Raw genomic sequence first — 21,055 nt, forward strand, 5'->3', positions numbered from 1 at the left:
TGCCTCTGGAGGACAAGCTGGCAGGGATTGCTGCGATGCAGTATACGTCGAATGACGTATATGGTTAGGTGTTTTTACCCGGCAGTATGGCACCCGAGATCGGGCCTGTACCGGGAAGACGCGCAAGCGAACGCGCGGGATGTCTGCGGCAGGAACGGGCCGGCTCGGGGACACCATCGTGTGTATCAGAACGCCCGGGTTCGAAATGCGAAAACTGGATAGGTGATGGCCATATCATTCAGCGCCACGGGCGGACGGCGAAAATACAACCGCTGGGTCGCCAACGAGACCATGGAGGACTTCGCCCTGCGCTATACCGCGCGGCGTGCGCGGCGCTGGAGCTATGGACGCGTGGCCAACACCGCGCTCGGCTCAATCTCGTTCCTGGCACTGGAGGCGATCGGCGGGGCGCTGACGCTGATCTACGGCTTCGACGCGGCTATCATCGCGATCATGCTGGCGGGGCTGATCCTGTTCCTGACCTGCCTGCCGATCAGCTATTACGGCGCGCGATACGGTGTGGACATCGACCTGCTGACTCGCGGTGCGGGGTTCGGCTATATCGGCTCGACCATCACCTCGCTGATTTACGCAACCTTCACATTCATCTTCTTCGCGCTAGAGGCCGCAATCCTGGCCTTCGCGCTGGATTTCTGTTTCGGCGTACCCCTGGGGATCGGGTACCTAGTGTCCGCGGTCGTAGTCATCCCACTGGTTGTCAACGGCTTTTCCAAGATCTCGACCTTCCAGACATGGACCCAGCCGTTCTGGGTCGTGCTGCATATTCTGCCCTTTGCCTTGCTGGCTTATTCCGGCGTCGACCTCGGAACGTGGACCCAGTTCACCGGCCAGCGCGGCGGCGACGGGCCGACGATCATGATGATCGGGGCGGCAATGGGGGTGGTGCTGTCGCTGATCGCGCAGATCGGCGAGCAGGTCGATTTCCTGCGCTTCCTGCGCGAACCAAGGACCCCTGCCGAGCGCCGCAAGTGGTGGCTCGCCCTGCTGGCCGCCGGCCCGGGCTGGACGGTTCTGGGCGTGGCCAAGATGCTGGCGGGATCATTCCTGCTTGTGCTGGCGATCGATGCAGCGGTGCCGCCGCGTGACGCCACCGACCCGACAAAGATGTATTTCACGGCATTCGACCAGGTGATCACCCTGCCCTTCGTGGCACTGGCCCTGACAGGCGCGTTCGTGATCCTGTCGCAGCTGAAGATCAACGTGACGAACGCCTATGCCGGGTCCATCGCTTGGTCGAACTTCTTTTCCCGAATTACCCATTCGCATCCCGGACGGGTGATCTGGCTGGTGTTCAACGTGTCGATCGCGCTGATGCTGATGGAACTGGGCGTCTTTCACGTCATCGAATCGATCCTTGGTCTTTATTCGCACGTGGCACTGGCATGGATCGGCGCGCTGACGGCGGATCTGGTTGTGAACAAGCCGCTGGGCCTGAGCCCGAAGGGCATCGAGTTCCGGCGCGCGCATCTTTACGACATCAACCCGGTGGGCACAGGTGCAATGCTTGCCGCGGTTCTGGTCTCCATTCTTGTGCTGCTGGGCGGGGCGGGGACGATCTTGCAGCCGTTCTCGGCGCTGATCGCGCTGGCCACGGCCTTTGTCGTGGCACCGCTGATCGCGTGGGGTACGGGTGGCAAGTATTACATCGCGCGCCCCGATACCGCGCCGCAGCCTACCACACCGGAAGGCGCGCAGACCTGCTGTGTCTGCGAATACCGGTTCGACCGCGAAGACATGACCGACTGCCCGTTCTACGCCGGGCCGATCTGTTCGCTGTGCTGTACGTTGGATGCCTCGTGTCGGGACAGCTGCAAACCGCATGCCACGCTGGGCGCGATGTGGATGAGCGCCTTGCGCAGGACGTTGCCGCAACGGGCGATCGACCTGCTGACCGCGCGACTGTCGGTGTTCTTCATGGCCACGGCGGTGCCGTCGTCGGTAGTGGCGGGGCTGTTGCTTCTGATCCGCGCACGGGCGCAGAGCGAACAGCTGGACGCGGTGCTGACGATTATCTTTTGCACGTTGCTGGTGGTGAATGGGATCGTGGTCTGGACCTTGATCCTGTTCCGCGAAAGCCACCACAAGGCGCGCGACGAGGCCGAATTTCAGACACAGCGCCTGCTGCGCGAGATCCGGGCGCACGACCGAACTGACGCGGCGTTGCAGGCCGCCAAGGAAAAGGCCGAGGCCGCGAACCTGGCCAAGACGCGCTACATGGCCGGGATCAGCCACGAGCTGCGCACCCCGCTGAACGCGATCTACGGATATGCGCAGCTGCTCGAACAGGACCGCGACATGCCCGCCGGCCGACGCGAGGCGGTACTGGCGATCCGGCGCGGGTCCGAGCATCTGGCGGCGCTGATCGAGAACCTGCTGGACATTTCCAAGATCGAGGCGGGCCGGCTGGAAATCTACCGTGACCGGATCAACCTGCCCGAGCTGCTGCGGCAGATCGCGGCGGTTTTCAAGCGGCAGGCGCGCGAAAAGGGACTGGATTTCGGGATCCAGACCTCGGGAAATCCGCCCGAGTGGATCGAGTTCGACGAGAAGCGCCTACGCCAGATCATCATCAACCTGCTGTCCAACGCGATCAACTATACGCCCCAGGGCACCGTGACCCTGCACCTGCATTATCGCAACGAGGTCGCGCGGATCGAGGTCAGCGATACCGGGACCGGGATCGAAGAAGGAAACCTCGAACGAATCTGGAAGCCGTTCGAGCGATTCTCGACCAGCTCTCCGGGCGGATCGGGGCTGGGCCTGACTATCACGCGGCTGCTGGTGGATATCCTTGGCGGTGAGATCACTGTGGACAGTGTGCCGGGCGAAGGCACAACATTCTCGGTGCGCCTGATGCTGCCGTCGCTGCGTGAGAGCGCCATTCCCAGTGCCGCGTGGAACATGCAGGAGCGCGCCATGGCGGTGGGCTATGTCGGGGTGCGCAAGACGGTGATGGTGGTCGATGACGACATGAATCACCTGCGCCTGCTGGAAGCCACGCTGAAGCCTTTGGGGTTCCTCGTGCAGGCGATGCCGTGCGGCGAGGATGCACTGAAGGCGCTGGAGGACGTGACACCGGACCTTTTCGTGCTGGATATCGACATGCCCGGGATGACTGGCTGGGAACTAGCGCAGGCACTGCGCGACCGGCCTGCGTACCGCTCGACCCCCATCATGATGGTGACGGGCCACGCTCTCGAAGCGCGGCAGTCGATCGACCGCGAACAGCTTTACGACGCGTTCATCGTAAAGCCCTATTCGCTCAGCGATTTCCTGGCGCGGATGGCCGGTCTGCTGAAGGTGGAGCTTACGACCGAAGCTCCCGAAACAGAGGCTGGGCCGGCAGCCGGAATACCCGACGATGCGCTGGCACGGATGATCCGGCTGGCCGAGATCGGCCACGCCGCGGGTATCGCGCGGGAACTGGATGCGATGACGGCCGGGACCGGACCGGAAAGCGGGCAGGTCGCGCGAGTGCGCCGCCACCTGGAGGTGTTTGACCTGCCCGGGATCGCCCGGATACTGAAGGAGATGATGCAAGATGCCGCCTGATGCCTTGCTTGACACCGTTGCCGCCGGCCGTTTCATCGCGCTGGTGATCGACGACGCACCCGAAACGCTGGGGCTCGTGTCCCGCGCGCTGGAAGAGAACGGGATGACCGTGCTGGTGGCGCGATCGGGCGAGGAAGGCATCAAGCTGGCACAAAGGGTGCAGCCGGATGTCATCCTGATGGACGCATTGATGCCGGAACTGGACGGGTTCGAAACAACTCGGCGGCTGAAATCCGCGCCCGGCGCGACACCCGCGCCGGTGATCTTCATGACCGGAATGACTGAAAGCGAACATATCCTGAAAGGGTTGCGGGCCGGGGGTGTGGATTACATCACCAAGCCCGTAGTCGTCGAGGAACTGCTCGCGCGGATCACAACGCACGTGTTGAACGCTCGTGCGATCCAGTCGGCCCGCGCCGCGCTGCACTATGCCGGGCAGACGGTGGTCAGCTTTGCAGTTGACGGACGGATCAGCTGGGGCACGCCGCAGGCGGTCGAACGCCTTTCGGAAACACCACTGACAGAAGACGGCGTCGCATCGCTGCCGGTGCAGGCGTGGCTGGCAAAGCTGGGGGCGCAGCCGATGTCGGATGCGCAGCCCTATGTCGAGGGGCGGCTGAGCCTTGTATACCTCGGGCAAGTCCAGGGCGAAACCGTTGTGCGGCTAAAGGAGGTCGAGACGGCGATCAGCGATGATGAGCAGTTGGCGCGGACCTTTGCGCTGACCACACGCGAGGCGCAGGTCCTGTTGTGGCTGTCGCACGGCAAGACCAACCGCGATATCGCGGAAATCCTGTCGCTGAGCGCGCGGACGGTCAACAAGCATCTCGAGCAGGTCTTTCACAAAATGGGGGTGGACAACCGTACCTCTGCCGCCGTTCTGGCGGACCGGGCGCTGCACGGCGTTTGAAAGCTTGCTTTGCACCAGAGTAGTTGTGCCTCTGAGATGATCGGCGGGCAGCAATCGGAATGTTTTATTAGTAGACTATTGCAGCGAAAGCGCCTCAATCGGACTTGTGGACTTGCCCGAGTCTTGTGGAGAGCGTTTAGCGCACTTCGAGGGCCCTGCGCTCGAGGGCGATAGGGCTCAGGAAGCCGAGCGATGAGTGTCGCCTGACGGGGTTATGGAACCCGTCGATGTATCTGGCGATGGCGTTTTCGCTGTCCGTGGTCCATTTGAACGGCCGCTTCTGACGGGCCACGAGGCCAGCCTCCGGCATCAGCCAAGCCGTGCGGTGACGCCCGATCCGATGGCCGTCGCCGACGAGATCCCGATGCATCCGTGGGTTACCATAGGTGCCATTCGGCAGGGCGAAGGCCGTGCGGTTATGTGCAAGGTGAACCATAGCCTGCCGCAGACGCTGGCAGGTCTTCAACAGGCTCCTCAGCGTCGCGATCCTGCCTCACCCAGCGTGTCAGCGTTGAGCGGTCGGCCGAGATCGTCGGCGATTTGACGTCGCGTGCGCCCGCTCGTCAGCGCCAGTCGCACCGCTTCACGACGAAATTCCGGCGTCGGTCGTTTCCCGTTGGACATAGTACGCCTTTTGGTTCCTCAGTTGATGCTCTCCACTTTTCGAGGGCAAGTCCAGATGAGTGCTGTCAGGGCTCGCAACTCGACGACCGCTACGAGCCATTTCACGACATTCGACAGCATGCCGCCTGGCCGGTAGGACCGGGAGGCAACGAGATCAGGTCTTTTATGCCGAAACCATCAACATCATTGGCCGTCCCACCTCGTCGGCCAACTCTGGCATCACGGCGATTTGGCCCGGTGTCGGTGCGAACTCCTCGATCCGGCGCAGGGTGAAGCCCACGCCGATCAGGGTATTGATCGTGGTCGCCAGTTTCCGATGCTGCTTCAGAACCCCTTCGTGGAAACCAGTTGGTGCGGCGTTCACCTTCCGCCGAATACCCGTTTACAGGCCATGTTTTTCGCCTGTCTTCGTCTTCAGTCCAATGCGGATGGGAAGCCGCCATGAAGATCGGGTGTTCAATGGTGAAGATTAGATCTCCGGCGAGTGTCAGCGCGCGGTGGATCGCGCCCATCAGCCGACCGAAATCCCGCACGCAAGGGAAAGTGAGCGCGCTACAGACCAGATCGAACGCGGCTTCCGGCAGGTCGAGCGTGTCGAGATCGGCAATGCGATAGTCGATTGCAGCATCGTCTGCGTCGGCCCGTGGCCGGTTGATCATGTTCTCCGATAGATCGACCCCCAGAACCGAGATCACATCGTTCTTGCGGAACCAGCGGGACGCCCAACCAAAGCTGCAGCCCAGATCGGCCACGCACTTGCCTGCTACGTCCGGCTGCACGGTAAGGATGGCGTTCCATTCCGGCGCCCCGTCCAGCCCTTGCACCTGCCGGGGAAGCTAGCTGTAGCCGGTGAAGAATTCGGGATTGTCGGAGATATTCTGTGCCATGTTCATCTCCAAAGTAAGGGGATACGAGGCACGTTTTCCACACCAGTGTCCCTCGTCCAAAAGAGCAGGGCCGAGGCTGGCAATCGGCGTGGTCAGGTCGCGTGATCGTCATGCTGGCATCCCGCCAAGGGGATACAGGCTGACCGGACGACTATGTGGAAATCCTTCTCAACCATGCGGGCGGTTTTGACCGCAAGGCAATAAAAGTCAATTTGACCGCCACTTGAACGGCAAGAATCTCCTGCCAAGTCGTCCTTGAGGGTAGATGGCTCCCGAAGATTTCTTCGGGAGCCATGGCGTGGTTTGGTGTCATGCTCTCAGGGGGCCAGGTCACGAGTGGCACCACGATATGCAACGGGCCGGACCCTGGGTCCGCCCTCTGAATTCAGACCTCGGGCAACTGGTCGATGAACTTGTCCAGCGTGACCGGATAGTCGCGGACGCGGACGCCCGTGGCGTTGTAGACGGCATTGGCTACGGCTGCAGCCACGCCACAGATCCCCAGTTCGCCGACGCCCTTCGCCTTCAGCGGCGTCGAGATCGCGTCGAGCGTGTCGAGGAAGATGACCTCCTGTTCGGGAATGTCCGCATGGACCGCGACCTCGTACCCGGCGAGGTCGTGATTGGCAAAGAACCCGCGCCCGCTGTCCAGCGCCATCTCTTCGGACAGCGCCGCGCCAACACCCATGGTCATACCGCCGATGACCTGGCTGCGGGCGGTAATGGGGTTCAGGATACGTCCTGCATCCGCGACCGCCAGCATCCGGCGCAGCCGGATCTCGCCGGTGCCGACATGCACGCCCACCTCGACGAAATGCGCACCGAATGTGGCAAGGACATAGTCCTGCTTGAACTCGCCCCATTCCATCGTGTCCGTTGCCTCAAGCTCGCCTTCGAGATCGGCCAACGCCATGTCGGTGTCGCCGCCAGTGACGCGGCCCTCGCGAAACTCGAGGTCGTCGACCCCCAGCTGCTCGGCGATCTGCTCGCGCAGTCCAATGCAGGCTGCATAGACACCAGCGGTCGAACTCGCCGCCCCGAACTGACCGCCGGAGCCGGAAGACACCGGATAGGCGCTGTTGGCCAGCCGGACCTCCACCGCGTCGAGCGGCAGGCCTAGGCACTCTGCCGCGGTCTGCGCCAGGATGGTGTAGGAGCCGGTGCCGATGTCGGTCATGTCGGTCTCGACCACCAGCTGTCCGCCGGACAGCCGCACCGTCGCGCCCGAGGCCAGCGTGGGGGCGCCGCGATAGGCGCCGGCCATACCGTGCCCGATCAGCCACTGACCTTCGCGACGGCCGCCCGGCGTCTCATTGCGCTCCGACCAGCCAAAGGCCTCCGCCCCCCGCTCCAGGCACTCGACGAAATGACGATCCGAGAAATCCTGTTCCGGGTTCGACGGGTTCACCTGCGTGTCGTTGATGATGCGCAGCTGCACCGGGTCCATGCCCAGCGTCTCGGCCATCTCGTCCATGGCGATTTCCAGCGCCATCAACCCGGAGGCTTCGCCGGGGGCACGCATGTCCGAGGCTTCGGGCAGCGGCATCTCGACGATATGATGCTGCACGCGCAGGGCCGGTGAAGCGTAGAAGAAAGGCGTCTGCGCTGTGGCATTCTCGCCCCGCCCCCCCGGCAGCGAATGCGAGGCCGCCTCGTGCCAGATACCCTGAAGCCGCCCGTCGGCATCGGCGGCCAGCCGGATACGCTGGACGGTCGCGGACCGGTGCGTGGAATTGTTCATCATCATTGGTCGGGGTATCGCCAGTCGTACCGGTGCTCCGACCGCGCGTGACCCGAGCGCCGCCAACACCTCGTCCGCCCTGAGCCAGAGCTTGCCGCCAAAGCCGCCGCCCACATACGGGCTTTCCACCCGGATGCTGTCCGGCTCGATTCCGAAATTGGTCGCCAGCGCCTGTCGGTTCCACTCGATCATCTGGTTCGAGGTCCAGACAGTCATGTTTTCGCCGTCGGACCAATCGACGATCGAGGCGAAAGGCTCCATCATCTGATGGCTCTCGGACGGGGTATGATACATCTGGTCGACCACTGCGGCAGCGTCGCGGAACGCGCCGTCCACGTCTCCCACCATCGTGCCCGGCTCGCCCGTGCCTTCCAGCCGCTCGAAGGCCGCGTCCAGATCGTAATCAGCCGGATCGCCCTCCTCGTAATCGACCTCGATTAGCGCGGCCGCGGCGCGCGCCTGCTCGAAACTCTCGGCCACGACCACGGCGATCGCCTGGTGGTAATGCTCGATGACGTCGCCGCCGAAAAGACGCGCGACGTTGTAATCCCAGATACCCAGCGGCTCGATCTCGAGCGTCGTCACGACACCCCGGACACCGGGGGCGTTCCGCGCGGATTCAGCGTCCATGGCGGTTATGCGCCCGTGCGATATGCCGGCAACGACCGGATACCCGTAGAGCTGGCCCGGCACCACGTCATGCCGTTCGTGGGCATAGGGGGCGGTGCCGGTCACCTTGAGCGGGCCGTCGATGCGGTGCGCGGGCCGGCCGACGATGCGGGCATTGTCGAACAGGTTCTGTCCTGCGGGTTCGGTGAACTGCATGGGGTTACTCCTCTGCCAGCATGGCGGCAAGCGTCCGCTCTGCCAGGGTGATCTTGAACGCGTTCTCTTCGGTCGGGCGCGCGCCTTCCAGCAAGTTGGCCATCACCGCGCGGGCGCCGTTCGGCACCTCGGCATCGGCCGCGTCCGACCGCCAGGGTTTCGGCGCGATCCCGCCCAGCGCGACGCGGCCCGTGCCGTCCGGCTGACGGATCAGCGCGACGGACACCAGCGCAAAGGCATAAGAGGCCCTGTCACGCGCCTTGTGATAGGCCTGCGTTCCGCCGACCGGCGCCGGTAGGCTAACATGGGTGATCAGCTCACCCGGCATCAGCGCCGTCTCGATCTCGGGCGTGTCGCCCGGCAGCAGGTGAAGATCTTCCAGCGCAATACGGCGCGTCATGCCCGTGGGGGTCACCGTTTCGACCGTGGCATCAAGCACACGCATCGCGACGGCCATGTCGGAAGGATGGGTTGCGATGCAAGCGTCCGACGTGCCGATGATCCCCAGCTGGCGCGAAAACGCGCCCTCGGTCAATGCACCGCACCCCGATCCGGGCTCGCGCTTGTTGCAGGGCATCGCCGTGTCATAGAAATACGGACAGCGCGTGCGTTGCAGCAGGTTGCCACCGGTTGTCGCCTTGTTGCGCAACTGGCCCGATGCGCCGGCGGCCAGTGCCCGCGTCAGGACCGGATAGTCACGGCGGATCCGCATGTCGGCCAGCAGATCGGTGTTCGACACCAGCGTGCCGATGCGCAACCCGCCCTTCTCGGTCTCCGTGATCTCGTCCAGTCCAAGACCGTTCACGTCGATCAGATGGGCCGGCGTCTCGATCTCCAGCTTCATCAGGTCCAGCAGGTTGGTCCCGCCCGCGATGAACTTCGCGCCTTCTGCCTCGGCAGCGCGGGCGGCAGCGGCGACATCGGCCGGCTTTTCGTAGGAAAACGCTCTCATGTCTGCTCCTCCGCGACTTGAGTGATGGCGGCGAGGATGTTGGAATAAGCCCCACAGCGGCAGATATTGCCGGACATCCGCTCGCGGATCTCGGCGTCGGTCATGGCGATCTCGGCTGTCAGGTCGGCGGTGACATGGCTGGGGATGCCTGCGCGGATCTCCTCGATCACCTTGCGGGCGGACGAAATCTGGCCCGGTGTGCAGTATCCACACTGAAATCCGTCGTGTTCGACAAAAGCGGCGTGCATCGGCTCCATCTGATCGGGCGTGCCGAGACCCTCGATCGTTTCAACCTCGTCACCGTCATGCATGACGGCAAGGCTCAGGCACGAGTTGATCCGCGATCCGTTGACGGTGCACGTGCACGCGCCGCATTGGCCGTGATCACAGCCCTTCTTGGTGCCGGTCAGGTGCAGATGTTCACGAAGGGCATCAAGCAGCGTGACGCGGTTGTCGACGGTCATGTCCTGCGGCGTGCCGTTGACCGTGACGGTGATGTCGGTCGTCTCGGGGCCGGCCGGCGCGGTTCCGTTGTCCGTCTGTGCGCCGACGCTCCGGCCAACGCCGGCTCCTAGTGCGGCGGCAGCCGTGCCAACCAGCAGCGTTCTGCGCCGAAGTTCGAATTCGATGGGGGGCGGGCTCATATGAGTTTCCTTCCTGACCTGTCTCGCAATCATGTACAGGTTCACGTAGCGCCTCCGCCGCCGCTGCACAGTCTGCGGTAGCCGATAGCACCGATGAACCGGGCTCATGAGTTGACCGGCACGGGGCAGCGCATGCACGTCTCGCTGCCACGCAGGTGCAATCCATCCGTGATGGTGACGCCCCTCCGGTCGGGTTTGTCTTCGGCGTCGCAGCGGCACGTCGGCTTCGGCTTGCGGGTCCGCGGGTCGCAGGCTTTCGCACAGTGTCCACCGCGCGCCAGCGGGCCGTGGTCTCGCCTCCCGGTTCCGTGGCACGCGGGCGTCGGCTTCATCCTTGGCGGAATATGGCGCCGGATCAGCCGTTGTAATCGGCGTCCGAAACCTTCTCCAGCCACGTGACCGGCGTACCGTCGATGCTTTCCTGGATCGCGATGTGGCTCATCGCCGTATCTGCATCGGCACCGTGCCAGTGCTTTTCGCCGGCGGGAAACCAGACCACGTCGCCTTGGCTGATTTCTTCGACCGGCCCGCCGTCGCGCTGGACGCGCCCGCGGCCGAACGTGACGATCAGCGTCTGGCCCGCGGGGTGTGTGTGCCAGGCGGTGCGGGCGCCGGGCTCGAAGGTGACATGCGCACCGCTGGTGCGGCCGGGCTCCTCGGCCTGGAACAGGGGGTCGATACGAACGGTGCCGGTGAAATAGTCTTCCGGTCCCGGATTGGACGGCGAGCTGCCGGAACGGGTGATCTTCATGTCTTTTCCTTTCAATGCGCAGCGCGCAGTTTTTCGAAACGGTAGGTCAGGGCCGGACCTCCGGGCTGGCCATAGGCCAGTTCGGCGGTGACCATGGCAAAGGGCTCGACGAAGCGAGCGGTGCGCAAACCACCGGCCTCCAGCGGCTCGAAGCCGGCTTCGCGGATAAGGCCGCGCGCCACTTCCTTTGCGCCCTCGTCGTCGCCATAGGTAAGAACCTGCGGCCGCGGCTTTTGGTTCCTGCGGTCGAAGACCGGTCCGAAGGCTTCAGACGGCACGGTGTTGAAGCACGACACCCAGCGGGCGCGCGGCCGCAACGCCGCCAGTTCCTCGGCCCCCGAGGTGGTGGTTCCGACGACGAGGTCGGTATTGCTGTCATCCAATGGCACGCAGCAATTCAGCACGACCGCACCGCTCAGTTCTCCTGCCTGGTCCAGTACATCGACGATGCGCGACCAGTGGACGGCAAGCAGAACGGCATCGGTCCCGGACACGGCCTCTGCCACGCTGCCATGCGCGGCGCCTACATCTCGCGCCAGCCGCTCAAGCTTTTGCGCGCTGCGGGAATACGAGAACGTGACCGCATGCCCGCTGGCAGCCCAGAGCCGCCCAAGCTGCGATCCCATCAGGCCGCTTCCGATGATGCCGATCTTCATTCCGGTCTCCTGTTGATGAACCGGCGGGGGTTGTCCCCGCCGGCAAAGGCTCATTCAGAGCGGTTTGCGAACACGTCCTTGGCCACCGGCATCGCCGAGAAGACGCGCGGCCAGCCCGTGTAGAAGGCCAGGTGCGACAGCATCGCGCCGGCTTCCTCCTGCGTCAGGCCGTTGTCCATGGCGCGGTTCAGGTGAAAGGTCATCTGCTCGGGCTGACCGGCGGCGATCAGTGCGGCCACGGTAACGAGGCTGCGGTCCCGCGGCGCCAGCGCCGGGCGCAGCCACAGGTCGAGGAAAAGCAGTTGCTCGGTGTTGTCCACCACACCTTGGCTGACCTCGCCATACGTGCCCTGGACGTTCTCCTGACGAGCGGCTTCGGACTCTTCGTCCAGCGGCAGGAGCTCCGGATCGACGTCCGGCAGGGCCTCGGCGCTCACGCCGCGCTCCTCGTAGACCGGGGCGGCGGCCTCGGCGGCAGCGGTTGCGTTGCCCCAGCCGGAATAGAAGGCAAGATGCGTGATCGTCTCGGAAATCTCGGCGGGCGTCACACCGGCATCAAGCGCGAGGGCGATGTAATCGCCAAGGTCTTCCGTCTCGTGCCGGGTCATCAGGGCGGCGAAGGTGATCAGGGAACGGTCGCGCACGGACAGGTCTTCGGACTGCCACACGGACCCGAAGAGGGAATCCTGGGAATAGGCCTCCAGCGCGGGGGCCACGCTGCCGACGGCGTCTGGAAGTGTTTCAGCCGGTGTCTGCGCCGAGGCGGACGCGGCGAGGAGGGAGAGGGCAGAAGCGGCAAAATGCGTCTTCATGGGGAAAACCTTTCGGATCATGTTGTAACTGCCCCATGATCTGGTCGCTTCGGAAGAAACGTTAATGCCGTCCGGCCCCAAGCCACTCATGAGCTTGGCTCATGAACCCTCACGCGCGCTCGCGCAGTGCATCCAGAACGACCTGAAACGCCGAGGACGGGCGTTGCCGGCTGGGATAGTACAGATGGAAACCGGGGAAATACGGCGAATAACTTTCAAGGCAGATGCGCAATTCACCCGCATCGAGCTTCTCCTGCGCCAGGCGTTCTGGCACCAATGCAAGACCATGACCGTCCGTGGCCGCACGCAGGACAGGGTTGATCATGTTGAAAACAGCCTGCCCTTGCACCTTCACCCGGATCTCGTTTCCGTCAGCATCCTCGAACTCCCAGGCGTAGAGCGCGCCATGCGTCGACAGGCGCAGGTTGATGCAGCGATGGCTCGTCAGGTCCTGCGGCGTCTCGGGCACACCCGCCGTCTCGAAGTAGTCTGGGGCGCCGACACAGATCATCCGCTCGTCCGGCCCGATCCGCATCGCGATCATGCCTTCGCTCACCTGCTCGCCGTACCGCACACCGGCATCACATTGCGACTCCGCAAGATCCGAATAGCCGTAATCGACCACGAACTCGACCTTTACCGCCGGATGCGCCTTGAGCACCGGGGACAGCTTCGGCCACAGAAGGGACTCGATCGCGTATTCCACCGCGACGATCCGCACCGTACCGGTCGGCTGGTCCTGCGCATCGTTCAGCGCCTGAAGCCTAGACTCGATCTTCTCGAAGCAGGGATTCAGCGTGGCCAGCAGATCCTCGCCCTCGATCGTCGGTGCAACCGAACGGGTCGTGCGCGTCAGCAGGCGCAGACCAAGCCGCTTTTCCAGCCCCTTGATCGTGTGGCTGAGCGCGGATTGCGACACGTTCAGCCGCGCCGCGGCCCTGGTAAAGCTGCGTTCCTCAGCAACGGCGGCCAGCGCGATGAGGTCGTTGATGTTTTCTCGTAGCATGGCGGAAGCTCTGATCTCTCTGTCGATGATCATGGCGGGTTCGCCTCCGGATATATGTGCTTGGCTCATAAAGTCCATGCATTATGCGCTTGCGAGTTACGGAAGGATCCGGATGAGCCGGTCGCGCGAGGCGCCTTCGCCGCGCGGGGAGCGGTTGGTGGTGATGGCAAGAATACCCTCTTGCGTGACAACGATGTCGCGTATCCGTTCGCCGGCGTGGAAGGCTTCGCGCACCTCTCCGTCCTCGGTCACGGCAAGCACACCCTGCGCCCGAAGTCCTGCCAACAACAGAGTCTCACCGTCCCAGGCCAGGCCCGACGGCGCCCAGGTTGTGCCCCCGGACTGCGCCAGCGGCGCATGCATCCCGTCCCGCGTCTCGTCACCTTTTATCAGCGGCCAGCCATAGTTGCCGCCTGCCTCGACGCGGTTCACCTCGTCCTGGCCGGACTGCCCGTGCTCGGCGACGAACAGCACGCCGTCGTCGTTCCAGGCAAGGCCCTGCGGATTGCGGTGCCCCAGCGAATAGACTGGCGAGCCCGGAAACGGATTGTCGCCGGGCACGTCGCCCTCAGGCGTGACCCTCAGGACCTTGCCCGCCAGGCTCTGCAGGTCCTGCGGCCGCTCCCGGTTCTCGGTCCACCCGGTGGTGACATAAAGCATGCCATCCGGGCCAAAGGCGACGCGGCCGCCGTTGTAGAGCGGGTGACCGGGGATGTCTTCGACAAGAACCCGCGTCTCGCGCCAGGCATTGCCGTCGCGCACAACCTCGATAACCCGGTTCCTGCGGTTCTCGGACGTTCCATGGTGCTGATACAGGATCACACGCCCGCTTTCAGTGAAATCCGGCCTCAGCGCGAGACCAAGCAGCCCACCGCCACGGTCGTCGAGGATCGGCACACTGGTGACCACCGGCAGGCGCAGCAACTCGCCGTTTTCCAGCACCGACAGGGTGCCGGCCTTTTCCGTGATATAGAGACTCCCTTTACTGGCCTCGATGTCCCAGGGGTAGTTCAGGTCGGGCAGAACCGTTTCAATCGTCTGGCCATGCGCGGGCAGCGCCAGCATCGCTGCGGTCAAAAAGTGCAGAACGCGTTTCATGTCGACGAAAGCTCCAAAGCGTGAGAGTAGGCGGCCCGCACAACGCGGACCGCCGAAAGGTCACTGCGCATATTCCTCATCGGTGACATGCTCGCCCCAGGTCACGGCCGAGCCGTCCTCGTTTCCCTGGATGGCATAGTGCGTCACCGAGGTGGTGTCGGTCGCACCGTGCCAGTGCTCAGTTTCCGGCGGACACCAGACGACATCACCGGCCTGGATGACCTCCTTTTCCTGCCCGCGTTCCTGCACCCAGCCAGTGCCGTCGGTGACCACCAGCATCTGCCCCACCGGATGCGTGTGCCAGGCCGAGCGGGCCCCGGGCAGGAATGTCACCTCGCCCGCGCTGACGCCGTTCATCTCGGGCGGAAAAACGGGCGCGACATAGGCGGTGCCGGTAAAGGTTTCTTCGCTCCCGATCTGCCCGCCGCGATCTTCGGTCTGGGTGATGGTCTGGGATTGCGCAAAAGCGGCCGGGGCGGCCAGCCCAAGCGCGAGGGTCGTTCCGATAAGGTGTTTCATGACGGGATGTCTCCTTTCGTCGAATTGCGGCCTTGCGGCGGGGCACGTCCCGCGCCGCTGACAGTCAAGCTAGAGTGCGTATCAGCCGGGATAATGCGGCGCAGGCGGCATCCACCCATGAGACGCATTCATGAACGGGTAGGCTTGCGAGTGGATCGTGAACCGCCGGGCTCGCTGTCGCATCCTTGTCGACAGGGCCGGCACCCGGGCCGGCATGGACCTGAAGGGCGGAATGCCGTCATACTGATGGCCGTGGCTCATGAGTGGAAGCGACATCTTCCCCCTATTCTCCGCCGTCGTAGCGGTTAGAGTGCTGGCGAGGCGAGGAAGGAAACCCAGTATGGCCGGCAGACCCGATATTCCACTGGCACTGACCGCTGCGGCCCTTTTCTTTGCACCGGCCAAGGCCGGAAATGCTGATGATTTCAATAGCAGGAGTGCCATGACCCGGATCAACGTTATTGTCGGAGACGAGGTGATGCCCGCGACGCTGGACGACACCCCTGCCGCGCGGGACTTCGAATCGATGCTCCCGATCGACCTGACGCTCAGCGATTACCACGGCATCGAGAAGGTCGCCAACCTTGACCGAAAGCTCGACGACACGGGCGCGCCGCGCGCCTATGAACCCGAGCCGGGTGACATCACGCAGTATCGACCATGGGGCAACCTCGCGATCTTCTACAAGCCATTCCAGTCCTCGGCAGGCCTGCTGCGGCTGGGCGAGATTGACGGTTCGCTCGAGCCGTTGATGCGGGAGGGGGATTTTTCCGTGCGCATCGAACTCGCCGACTGATAACTGTCCTCGCACCAATCCTGACCGGGCTGCGTATGTTACGCGTGCGGGGCTGCTGGCGTTCCGTGGTAAAGGAGAACCCCAACACCATGGCCGATATGTTAGCATTCCGGATTTCCCACCGCGGTAACGTGGGCATGAATGTTAAAGAGGCAAACAGATGCTATCGTCGGGAATAGGTGGCCAGCTTTTGTTGTATCCTTCCAGCCCATCAAGACATCATGGACGGCACTTTGCGCTCCACTCTAGGCGCGCAGGAAAGGCGATTGAAAGAGACTGAAGGACGACGTGAATGCCATGAACTGCCTACCTAGTCTAATCAATCGGATCTTTGGATCATAAACTTGAAGTGACCGAAAACTAAGAGCCAATTGATCCTTATCAACAAATCCCGAAAATATGGGCGCCGCCTTCGGGCAGCGTCGGACTGGAGTCCGGTGGGTGGTGTTCCTATGTGAAAGGAAATCAGAATGCCGATTTGTTCGGAGGGTCCTTTGTTACCTAAAGACAAACGGGCGGATCGTGACGCAAGCAAACGCAAGTACGCCAAAACAGAAGAGCCGTTATTGTGTCGAGCCAAGACCAGAAATCATCGTGATTTCCTGAAGAATTTCGTCGACACCGACACCCGACTTGAGCGATGTGAAAATGAACGGGCGGCCTTGGCGCATCCGCGTGGCGTCCTGTCGCATCACGTCGAGCGAAGCGCCTACATGGGGTGCGAGGTCGGTCTTGTTGATCACCAGTATGTCGGAGCGTGTTATCGCCGGACCGCCCTTGCGCGGGATCTCCTCTCCCGCCGCCGTGTCGATCACATAGACCGTCAGGTCGGCCAGTTCCGGGCTGAACGTGGCGGACAGGTTGTCACCGCCCGACTCGATCAGGACAACCTCGAGATCCGGGTGGCGTTCACGCATCTCGGCGACAGCGGCGAGGTTGATGGACGCGTCTTCACGGATCGCGGTGTGCGGACAGCCCCCTGTTTCAACTCCGATGATCCGGTCCGAGGGCAGGATCTGCATCCGCACAAGGGCGTCCGCATCTTCCTGAGTATAGATGTCATTGGTGATCACGCCGATCGAAAACCTGTCTTTCATCGCCTCTGAAAGACGGGCGGTCAGCGTGGTTTTGCCCGCGCCGACCGGACCGCCGATTCCGATGCGCAAGGGGCCGTTCATCCTGGTCATGACTGAAATAGCCTCGGTTCGAGAGTTTCGTGCCGCATCGACGCTATATCGGACAGAAACGCGTTGCTGAAAATGTCGTCAGGGACCGCGCCGCGCGTCTCGGCCTCCACCCGGATCACGTCAGCCTGAAGCGCGGCCAGCACGCGTTGCCCGTCTGTCTGGCCAAGCGGCATCAGGCGCAGCGCGGCGGACACAAGGTTGGAGACGAAGGATTGCAGGTAAAGCAGCACGCAGGCGTCAATGTCGAGCTTCATGAGATGCGCCGCCCGACCTGTTGCAACCGGCAAGGTCAGCTGCGGAAGATCAAGCCCCCAGACGGCGTTGGTCGTGCGCACGAAGGCTGCTCCCTGCCGCACGGTCTCGGACAGGCGTTCGGCGGAGGGCGCGAAGGCGCGGTTCCGCGAATCGATCTCGGTCACATCGCCTGGTCCGGCGGCAAGCCGCAACCAGATCGCGTCATTGCGGCCCCCGCCTTGGTTCAGGCAGCTGCGCAGCCATGCCTGCAAGGTGTCGGCTTCCTTGATCTGTTCATCCCGGATGGCTTGCTCTATCCCGTGCGACCATGCAAAAGCGCCGATGGGATAGGCCGGGGACAGCCATTGCGCCAGTGTCAGCAGCTCGGCATCAGTGGGCATGCGCCGTCGCCCCGTGCTCATGGCTGTGCGTGCGGCCGTGGCCATAGGCGCCGCCCTCGGGCTTGAAGGGCTCGGTAACCGCCGTCATGGTCGCCCCCAGATGCGCCAGCATATGCGCGATCACCGGATCGTCGCGGATCAAAAGCCGATCAGCCTCCACCTGGCAAGGCGTGTGCCGATTGCCGATATGCCAGGCCAGCCGCGCCAGATCGGACCCCGACACGGCCAACAGCGCCTCCGGGGCCGCGATGATCCGCACGAGGCGGCCGTCGGTGGTTTCCAGCGCGTCCCCGTCGTTCAAGGATACCGTCTGCTCGAAATCGGCCACGAGCGACCATCCTTGATCGACGGTAAGCTTGCGGCGCCGGAAAAACCGGTCTTCGTAGGACAGCGCACAAAGTGCCGCGTCACCGGTCCAGGTTCCGGCCTTGTGCAGGTGTTGAGCGATCGGGAGTTGGGTCATGGCGGTCAATACAGGAAATAGCGCTGCGCCATGGGCAATTCGCTGGCCGGCTCACAGGTCAGCAGCTCGCCGTCGGCGCGCACTTCGTAGGTTTCGGGGTTCACGTCGATTTCGGGGCAGGCATCGTTAAGTTTCAGGTCGGCTTTTCCGATACCGCGGGTCTTTTGAACAGGCAGTGTCCGCTTGGCCAGACCGAGGCTATCGCCAATGCCTGCATCCGCGGCTGCTGCCGAAACGAAAGTCACGGCCGACGCTTCGACGGCGCGCCCGAATGCCCCGAACATGGGTCGCGTGTAGACCGGCTGTGGCGTCGGGATCGAGGCGTTCGGGTCGCCCATCTGCGCACAGGCAATCGAGCCGCCGATCAGGACCATCTCGGGCTTCACCCCGAAAAACGCCGGGTTCCACAGCACAAGGTCGGCCCGCTTGCCTTCCTCGATCGAGCCGATGTGGTCCGAAATACCATGCGCGATGGCGGGGTTGATCGTATATTTGGCAACGTAGCGGCGGACACGAAGGTTGTCGTTTTCGCCAGACTCCGCATCCAGCCGCCCGCGTTGTTTCTTCATCTTGTCCGCGGTCTGCCACGTACGGATGATCACCTCTCCGACGCGGCCCATGGCCTGGCTGTCGGAGGCGATGATCGAAAAGGCCCCCATGTCGTGCAGAATATCCTCTGCAGCTATGGTTTCGCGCCGGATGCGGCTTTCGGCGAACGCGATATCCTCGGGGATCGATTTGTCGAGGTGATGGCAGACCATCAGCATATCCAAGTGTTCTTCCAGCGTATTCACGGTGAAAGGTCGCGTCGGGTTGGTAGACGACGGCAACACGTTTTCCTGCCCGCAGATCTTGATGATGTCCGGCGCATGGCCGCCGCCCGCACCCTCGGTGTGGAAGGCATGAATGGTTCGCCCCTTGAGCGCGGCCACCGTGTTCTCGACAAAGCCCGATTCATTGAGCGTGTCGGTGTGGATCATCACCTGAACATCCATCGCGTCGGCGACCGACAGGCAACAGTCGATCGCGGCTGGCGTGGTGCCCCAATCCTCGTGCAGTTTCAGCGCGCAGGCCCCGGCATTGACCTGCTCTTCCAGCGCGCCGGGCAACGAGGCGTTGCCTTTTCCCGCGAATGCGAGGTTCATCGGGAAAGCGTCCGCCGCCTGCAACATGCGCCCAATATGCCAGGGGCCGGGTGTGCAGGTCGTCGCAAGCGTCCCTTGCGCGGGCCCCGTACCGCCACCCAGCATGGTGGTCAGGCCGGAATGCAGCGCATCCTCGATCTGTTGCGGGCAGATGAAATGGATGTGGCTGTCGAACCCGCCTGCGGTCAGGATGCGGCCTTCGCCTGCAATGACCTCGGTGCCGGGACCGATGATGATGTCGACGCCGGGCTGCGTATCGGGATTGCCGGCCTTGCCGAGCTTGTGGATATGCCCCGCTTTCAGGCCAACATCAGCCTTGTAGATGCCGGTATGATCGACGATCAGCGCATTGGTGATAACCGTATCGACCGCGCCCTCGGCCCGGGTCGCCTGGGATTGGCCCATTCCGTCGCGAATGACCTTGCCGCCGCCGAACTTGACCTCTTCGCCGTAGAGCGTGGCGTTATCTCCGGTACCGCCCGTCGTGGCGGCGCCTGCGTTCAAGGCGGTCAGGTCACGTTCGACCTCGATGATCAGGTCCGTGTCGGCCAGACGCACCTTGTCGCCCGTCGTGGGGCCGAACATCGCGGCATAGTCGCCCCGTGAGATCGTGGCGGGCATTACAGCTCTCCCATGATGTGCTGGTTGAAGCCGTACACGCGGCGCGCGCCCGACATCGGGATCAGCTGCACCTCGCGCCGCTGTCCGGGTTCGAACCGCACGGCGGTGCCGGCCGCGATGTCAAGACGGTGGCCGCGTGCGGTGTCACGGTCGAACTCCAAGGCTGGGTTCGTTTCGGCAAAATGATAATGGCTGCCCACCTGAACGGGCCGGTCGCCGGTATTCGCCACCTCCAGCGTGATCGCCTGGCGGTCAGCGTTCAGCTCCAGCGTGCCTTCGGCGGGAAAGATTTCTCCGGGGATCATCGATTTATCCAATCATGACCAATGCGGACCCGCCCATGGCGACGGCCAGCCCGGCGCCACGCGCCATCAGCGCGCCGCCCGAACGGCCCAGCGTCCAACCTGCCGCGGCCCCCAATGCATGAAGCGCCGCCGTCGCGGCGACAAACCCGGCAAGATAGGCTGACGCCCCCGCGCTGCCAATCTCGGCCCCGTGCGCGTGACCGTGGAACACGCCCATCGCCGCCACGATCGCCACCGCGCCAGGCAAGGGCAACCGCGCCGCCATGGCGACCAACAGGCCAAGACAGAGGACAGAGGCAAGTATCATCGGCTCGACCATGGGAAGCGGCAGTCCACCCAGTGACAGCACGAACCCACCCGTCATCGCGGCCACGAAGCCCACCGGCAACGCCCAAAATGCGCGTCCGCCAAGGCTGGCGGCCCACAGCCCCACCGCTACCATCGCAAGGATATGATCGGCCCCAAAGACCGGATGCGAGGCACCCGCCGCGAAAGAGCCGTGCGCACCCGGATCGAGATGGGCAAGCGCCGGGCCGGCAGCCAGCAAAGCGGGAACGAGGGAAATGGCGAGGCGTTGCATGAGGGTGGTCTCCTGTGGGCTTAGCGAATGGGATTGTGAACGGTGACAAGCTTGGTGCCGTCGGGAAAGGTGGCTTCGACCTGAACCTCATGGATCATTTCAGGCACGCCCTGCATGCATTGCCCGCGAGAAACCACTTCGGCCCCGGCGGCCATCATGTCCGCGACAGTGCGGCCGTCCCGTGCGCCTTCGACAACCGCGTCCGTGATCAAGGCAATCGCTTCGGGATAGTTCAGCTTCACCCCCCGCGCCAGCCGCTTTCGCGCCACTTCGGCGGCCATCGCGACCATCAGCTTGTCCTTTTCTCTTGGCGTCAGTTGCATTT

20 protein-coding genes and 1 pseudogene are annotated in these 21,055 nt (G+C 63.5%); 3 read left to right on the plus strand and 18 right to left on the minus strand.

All coding sequences use genetic code 11. The features are described 5' to 3' along the window. The first annotated feature begins 225 nt into the window (after positions 1-225). Complete coding sequence (locus RBB18_RS12285; protein ID WP_103761995.1) at positions 226-3,573, plus strand: ATP-binding protein; 3,348 nt, start codon at positions 226-228, stop codon at positions 3,571-3,573. Next, positions 3,563-4,483, plus strand: a complete 921-nt coding sequence (locus RBB18_RS12290) for a DNA-binding response regulator (protein ID WP_103761994.1) — start codon at positions 3,563-3,565, stop codon at positions 4,481-4,483. The genes RBB18_RS12285 and RBB18_RS12290 overlap by 11 nt, the downstream gene beginning before the upstream one ends. 136 nt (positions 4,484-4,619) lie before the next feature. On the opposite strand, the pseudogene RBB18_RS23190 reads toward RBB18_RS12290, so the two are convergent. The 11 genes and pseudogenes from RBB18_RS23190 to RBB18_RS12350 all read right to left on the minus strand — a co-directional run. Further along, positions 4,620-4,919: pseudogene (locus tag RBB18_RS23190) on the minus strand (IS3 family transposase); the annotation flags it as partial. A 289-nt stretch (positions 4,920-5,208) separates the two neighbouring features. Further along, the gene (locus tag RBB18_RS12305) at positions 5,209-5,859 is read right to left on the minus strand and encodes a class I SAM-dependent methyltransferase (protein ID WP_306111019.1); all 651 of its coding nucleotides are present in this window, start codon (positions 5,857-5,859) and stop codon (positions 5,209-5,211) included. A 520-nt stretch (positions 5,860-6,379) separates the two neighbouring features. After that, a complete protein-coding gene (locus RBB18_RS12310; RefSeq protein WP_306111020.1) occupies positions 6,380-8,560 on the minus strand; it encodes a xanthine dehydrogenase family protein molybdopterin-binding subunit in 2,181 nt (726 codons plus the stop codon). A gap of 4 nt (positions 8,561-8,564) precedes the next feature. Then, complete coding sequence (locus RBB18_RS12315; RefSeq protein WP_306111021.1) at positions 8,565-9,512, minus strand: xanthine dehydrogenase family protein subunit M; 948 nt, start codon at positions 9,510-9,512, stop codon at positions 8,565-8,567. Next, a complete protein-coding gene (gene paoA, locus RBB18_RS12320) occupies positions 9,509-10,156 on the minus strand; it encodes an aldehyde dehydrogenase iron-sulfur subunit PaoA (protein ID WP_306111022.1) in 648 nt (215 codons plus the stop codon). The genes RBB18_RS12315 and paoA overlap by 4 nt, the downstream gene beginning before the upstream one ends. Positions 10,157-10,511: 355 nt before the next feature. After that, complete coding sequence (locus tag RBB18_RS12325; protein WP_103761989.1) at positions 10,512-10,907, minus strand: cupin domain-containing protein; 396 nt, start codon at positions 10,905-10,907, stop codon at positions 10,512-10,514. Positions 10,908-10,918: 11 nt separating this feature from the next. Continuing rightward, positions 10,919-11,563: an NADPH-dependent F420 reductase gene (locus RBB18_RS12330; protein WP_371931644.1), complete on the minus strand. Its 645-nt coding sequence runs from the start codon at positions 11,561-11,563 to the stop codon at positions 10,919-10,921. A 50-nt stretch (positions 11,564-11,613) separates the two neighbouring features. After that, entirely contained in the window at positions 11,614-12,375 is a 762-nt protein-coding gene (locus RBB18_RS12335) for a carboxymuconolactone decarboxylase family protein (protein WP_306111024.1), read from the minus strand. A 109-nt stretch (positions 12,376-12,484) separates the two neighbouring features. Then, positions 12,485-13,381, minus strand: a complete 897-nt coding sequence (locus RBB18_RS12340; protein WP_306111025.1) for a LysR family transcriptional regulator — start codon at positions 13,379-13,381, stop codon at positions 12,485-12,487. Positions 13,382-13,477: 96 nt separating this feature from the next. Next, entirely contained in the window at positions 13,478-14,479 is a 1,002-nt protein-coding gene (locus RBB18_RS12345; protein ID WP_306111026.1) for a sorbosone dehydrogenase family protein, read from the minus strand. Between the two features lie 60 nt (positions 14,480-14,539). Beyond that, the gene (locus tag RBB18_RS12350; RefSeq protein ID WP_274594448.1) at positions 14,540-14,998 is read right to left on the minus strand and encodes a cupin domain-containing protein; all 459 of its coding nucleotides are present in this window, start codon (positions 14,996-14,998) and stop codon (positions 14,540-14,542) included. A gap of 340 nt (positions 14,999-15,338) precedes the next feature. Here RBB18_RS12350 and RBB18_RS12355 point away from each other — a divergent pair, with 340 nt between their 5' ends. Beyond that, complete coding sequence (locus tag RBB18_RS12355) at positions 15,339-15,794, plus strand: cyclophilin-like fold protein (RefSeq protein WP_274594449.1); 456 nt, start codon at positions 15,339-15,341, stop codon at positions 15,792-15,794. 563 nt (positions 15,795-16,357) lie between these two features. Here RBB18_RS12355 and ureG read toward each other — a convergent pair. The 7 genes from ureG to RBB18_RS12390 are packed head-to-tail and all read right to left on the minus strand — an operon-like array spanning position 16,358 to position 21,053. Beyond that, on the minus strand, positions 16,358-16,981 hold the full coding sequence (ureG, locus tag RBB18_RS12360; RefSeq protein ID WP_103761985.1) for an urease accessory protein UreG: 624 nt from the start codon (positions 16,979-16,981) through the stop codon (positions 16,358-16,360). Continuing rightward, positions 16,978-17,616: an urease accessory protein UreF gene (locus tag RBB18_RS12365; protein WP_103761984.1), complete on the minus strand. Its 639-nt coding sequence runs from the start codon at positions 17,614-17,616 to the stop codon at positions 16,978-16,980. Before RBB18_RS12365 ends, ureG begins: the two co-directional genes overlap by 4 nt. Further along, positions 17,606-18,079 (minus strand): urease accessory protein UreE, encoded by a 474-nt coding sequence (locus tag RBB18_RS12370; RefSeq protein ID WP_274594451.1) that lies wholly within the window; start codon positions 18,077-18,079, stop codon positions 17,606-17,608. Before RBB18_RS12370 ends, RBB18_RS12365 begins: the two co-directional genes overlap by 11 nt. 5 nt (positions 18,080-18,084) lie before the next feature. Beyond that, positions 18,085-19,845 carry an urease subunit alpha gene (gene ureC / locus RBB18_RS12375; RefSeq protein ID WP_306111027.1) on the minus strand — a complete coding sequence of 587 codons (1,761 nt, stop codon included), beginning with the start codon at positions 19,843-19,845 and terminating at the stop codon, positions 18,085-18,087. Next, positions 19,845-20,150 carry an urease subunit beta gene (locus RBB18_RS12380; RefSeq protein WP_306111028.1) on the minus strand — a complete coding sequence of 102 codons (306 nt, stop codon included), beginning with the start codon at positions 20,148-20,150 and terminating at the stop codon, positions 19,845-19,847. The genes ureC and RBB18_RS12380 overlap by 1 nt, the downstream gene beginning before the upstream one ends. Positions 20,151-20,154: 4 nt before the next feature. Then, entirely contained in the window at positions 20,155-20,730 is a 576-nt protein-coding gene (locus RBB18_RS12385) for a HupE/UreJ family protein (protein WP_306111029.1), read from the minus strand. 20 nt (positions 20,731-20,750) lie between these two features. Continuing rightward, on the minus strand, positions 20,751-21,053 hold the full coding sequence (locus RBB18_RS12390) for an urease subunit gamma (protein ID WP_306111030.1): 303 nt from the start codon (positions 21,051-21,053) through the stop codon (positions 20,751-20,753). Positions 21,054-21,055 lie beyond the last annotated feature (2 nt).

The sequence above is a fragment of the Roseovarius sp. MMSF_3298 genome (genome assembly GCF_030733705.1).
GTDB classification, from domain to species: Bacteria; Pseudomonadota; Alphaproteobacteria; order Rhodobacterales; family Rhodobacteraceae; genus Roseovarius; species Roseovarius confluentis.

What these genes read in the sequence shown, in the direction of transcription:
- RBB18_RS12285 (WP_103761995.1), top strand. Translation starts at nt 226, where the DNA reads ATGGCCATATCATTCAGCGCCACGGGCGGACGGCGAAAATACAACCGC.
- RBB18_RS12290 (WP_103761994.1), top strand. Translation starts at nt 3,563, where the DNA reads ATGCCGCCTGATGCCTTGCTTGACACCGTTGCCGCCGGCCGTTTCATC.
- RBB18_RS12310 (WP_306111020.1), bottom strand. Translation starts at nt 8,560, where the DNA reads ATGCAGTTCACCGAACCCGCAGGACAGAACCTGTTCGACAATGCCCGC.
- RBB18_RS12315 (WP_306111021.1), bottom strand. Translation starts at nt 9,512, where the DNA reads ATGAGAGCGTTTTCCTACGAAAAGCCGGCCGATGTCGCCGCTGCCGCC.
- paoA (WP_306111022.1), bottom strand. Translation starts at nt 10,156, where the DNA reads ATGAGCCCGCCCCCCATCGAATTCGAACTTCGGCGCAGAACGCTGCTG.
- RBB18_RS12325 (WP_103761989.1), bottom strand. Translation starts at nt 10,907, where the DNA reads ATGAAGATCACCCGTTCCGGCAGCTCGCCGTCCAATCCGGGACCGGAA.
- RBB18_RS12330 (WP_371931644.1), bottom strand. Translation starts at nt 11,563, where the DNA reads ATGAAGATCGGCATCATCGGAAGCGGCCTGATGGGATCGCAGCTTGGG.
- RBB18_RS12335 (WP_306111024.1), bottom strand. Translation starts at nt 12,375, where the DNA reads ATGAAGACGCATTTTGCCGCTTCTGCCCTCTCCCTCCTCGCCGCGTCC.
- RBB18_RS12340 (WP_306111025.1), bottom strand. Translation starts at nt 13,381, where the DNA reads ATGCTACGAGAAAACATCAACGACCTCATCGCGCTGGCCGCCGTTGCT.
- RBB18_RS12345 (WP_306111026.1), bottom strand. Translation starts at nt 14,479, where the DNA reads ATGAAACGCGTTCTGCACTTTTTGACCGCAGCGATGCTGGCGCTGCCC.
- RBB18_RS12350 (WP_274594448.1), bottom strand. Translation starts at nt 14,998, where the DNA reads ATGAAACACCTTATCGGAACGACCCTCGCGCTTGGGCTGGCCGCCCCG.
- RBB18_RS12355 (WP_274594449.1), top strand. Translation starts at nt 15,339, where the DNA reads ATGGCCGGCAGACCCGATATTCCACTGGCACTGACCGCTGCGGCCCTT.
- ureG (WP_103761985.1), bottom strand. Translation starts at nt 16,981, where the DNA reads ATGACCAGGATGAACGGCCCCTTGCGCATCGGAATCGGCGGTCCGGTC.
- RBB18_RS12365 (WP_103761984.1), bottom strand. Translation starts at nt 17,616, where the DNA reads ATGCCCACTGATGCCGAGCTGCTGACACTGGCGCAATGGCTGTCCCCG.
- RBB18_RS12370 (WP_274594451.1), bottom strand. Translation starts at nt 18,079, where the DNA reads ATGACCCAACTCCCGATCGCTCAACACCTGCACAAGGCCGGAACCTGG.
- ureC (WP_306111027.1), bottom strand. Translation starts at nt 19,845, where the DNA reads ATGCCCGCCACGATCTCACGGGGCGACTATGCCGCGATGTTCGGCCCC.
- RBB18_RS12380 (WP_306111028.1), bottom strand. Translation starts at nt 20,150, where the DNA reads ATGATCCCCGGAGAAATCTTTCCCGCCGAAGGCACGCTGGAGCTGAAC.
- RBB18_RS12385 (WP_306111029.1), bottom strand. Translation starts at nt 20,730, where the DNA reads ATGCAACGCCTCGCCATTTCCCTCGTTCCCGCTTTGCTGGCTGCCGGC.
- RBB18_RS12390 (WP_306111030.1), bottom strand. Translation starts at nt 21,053, where the DNA reads ATGCAACTGACGCCAAGAGAAAAGGACAAGCTGATGGTCGCGATGGCC.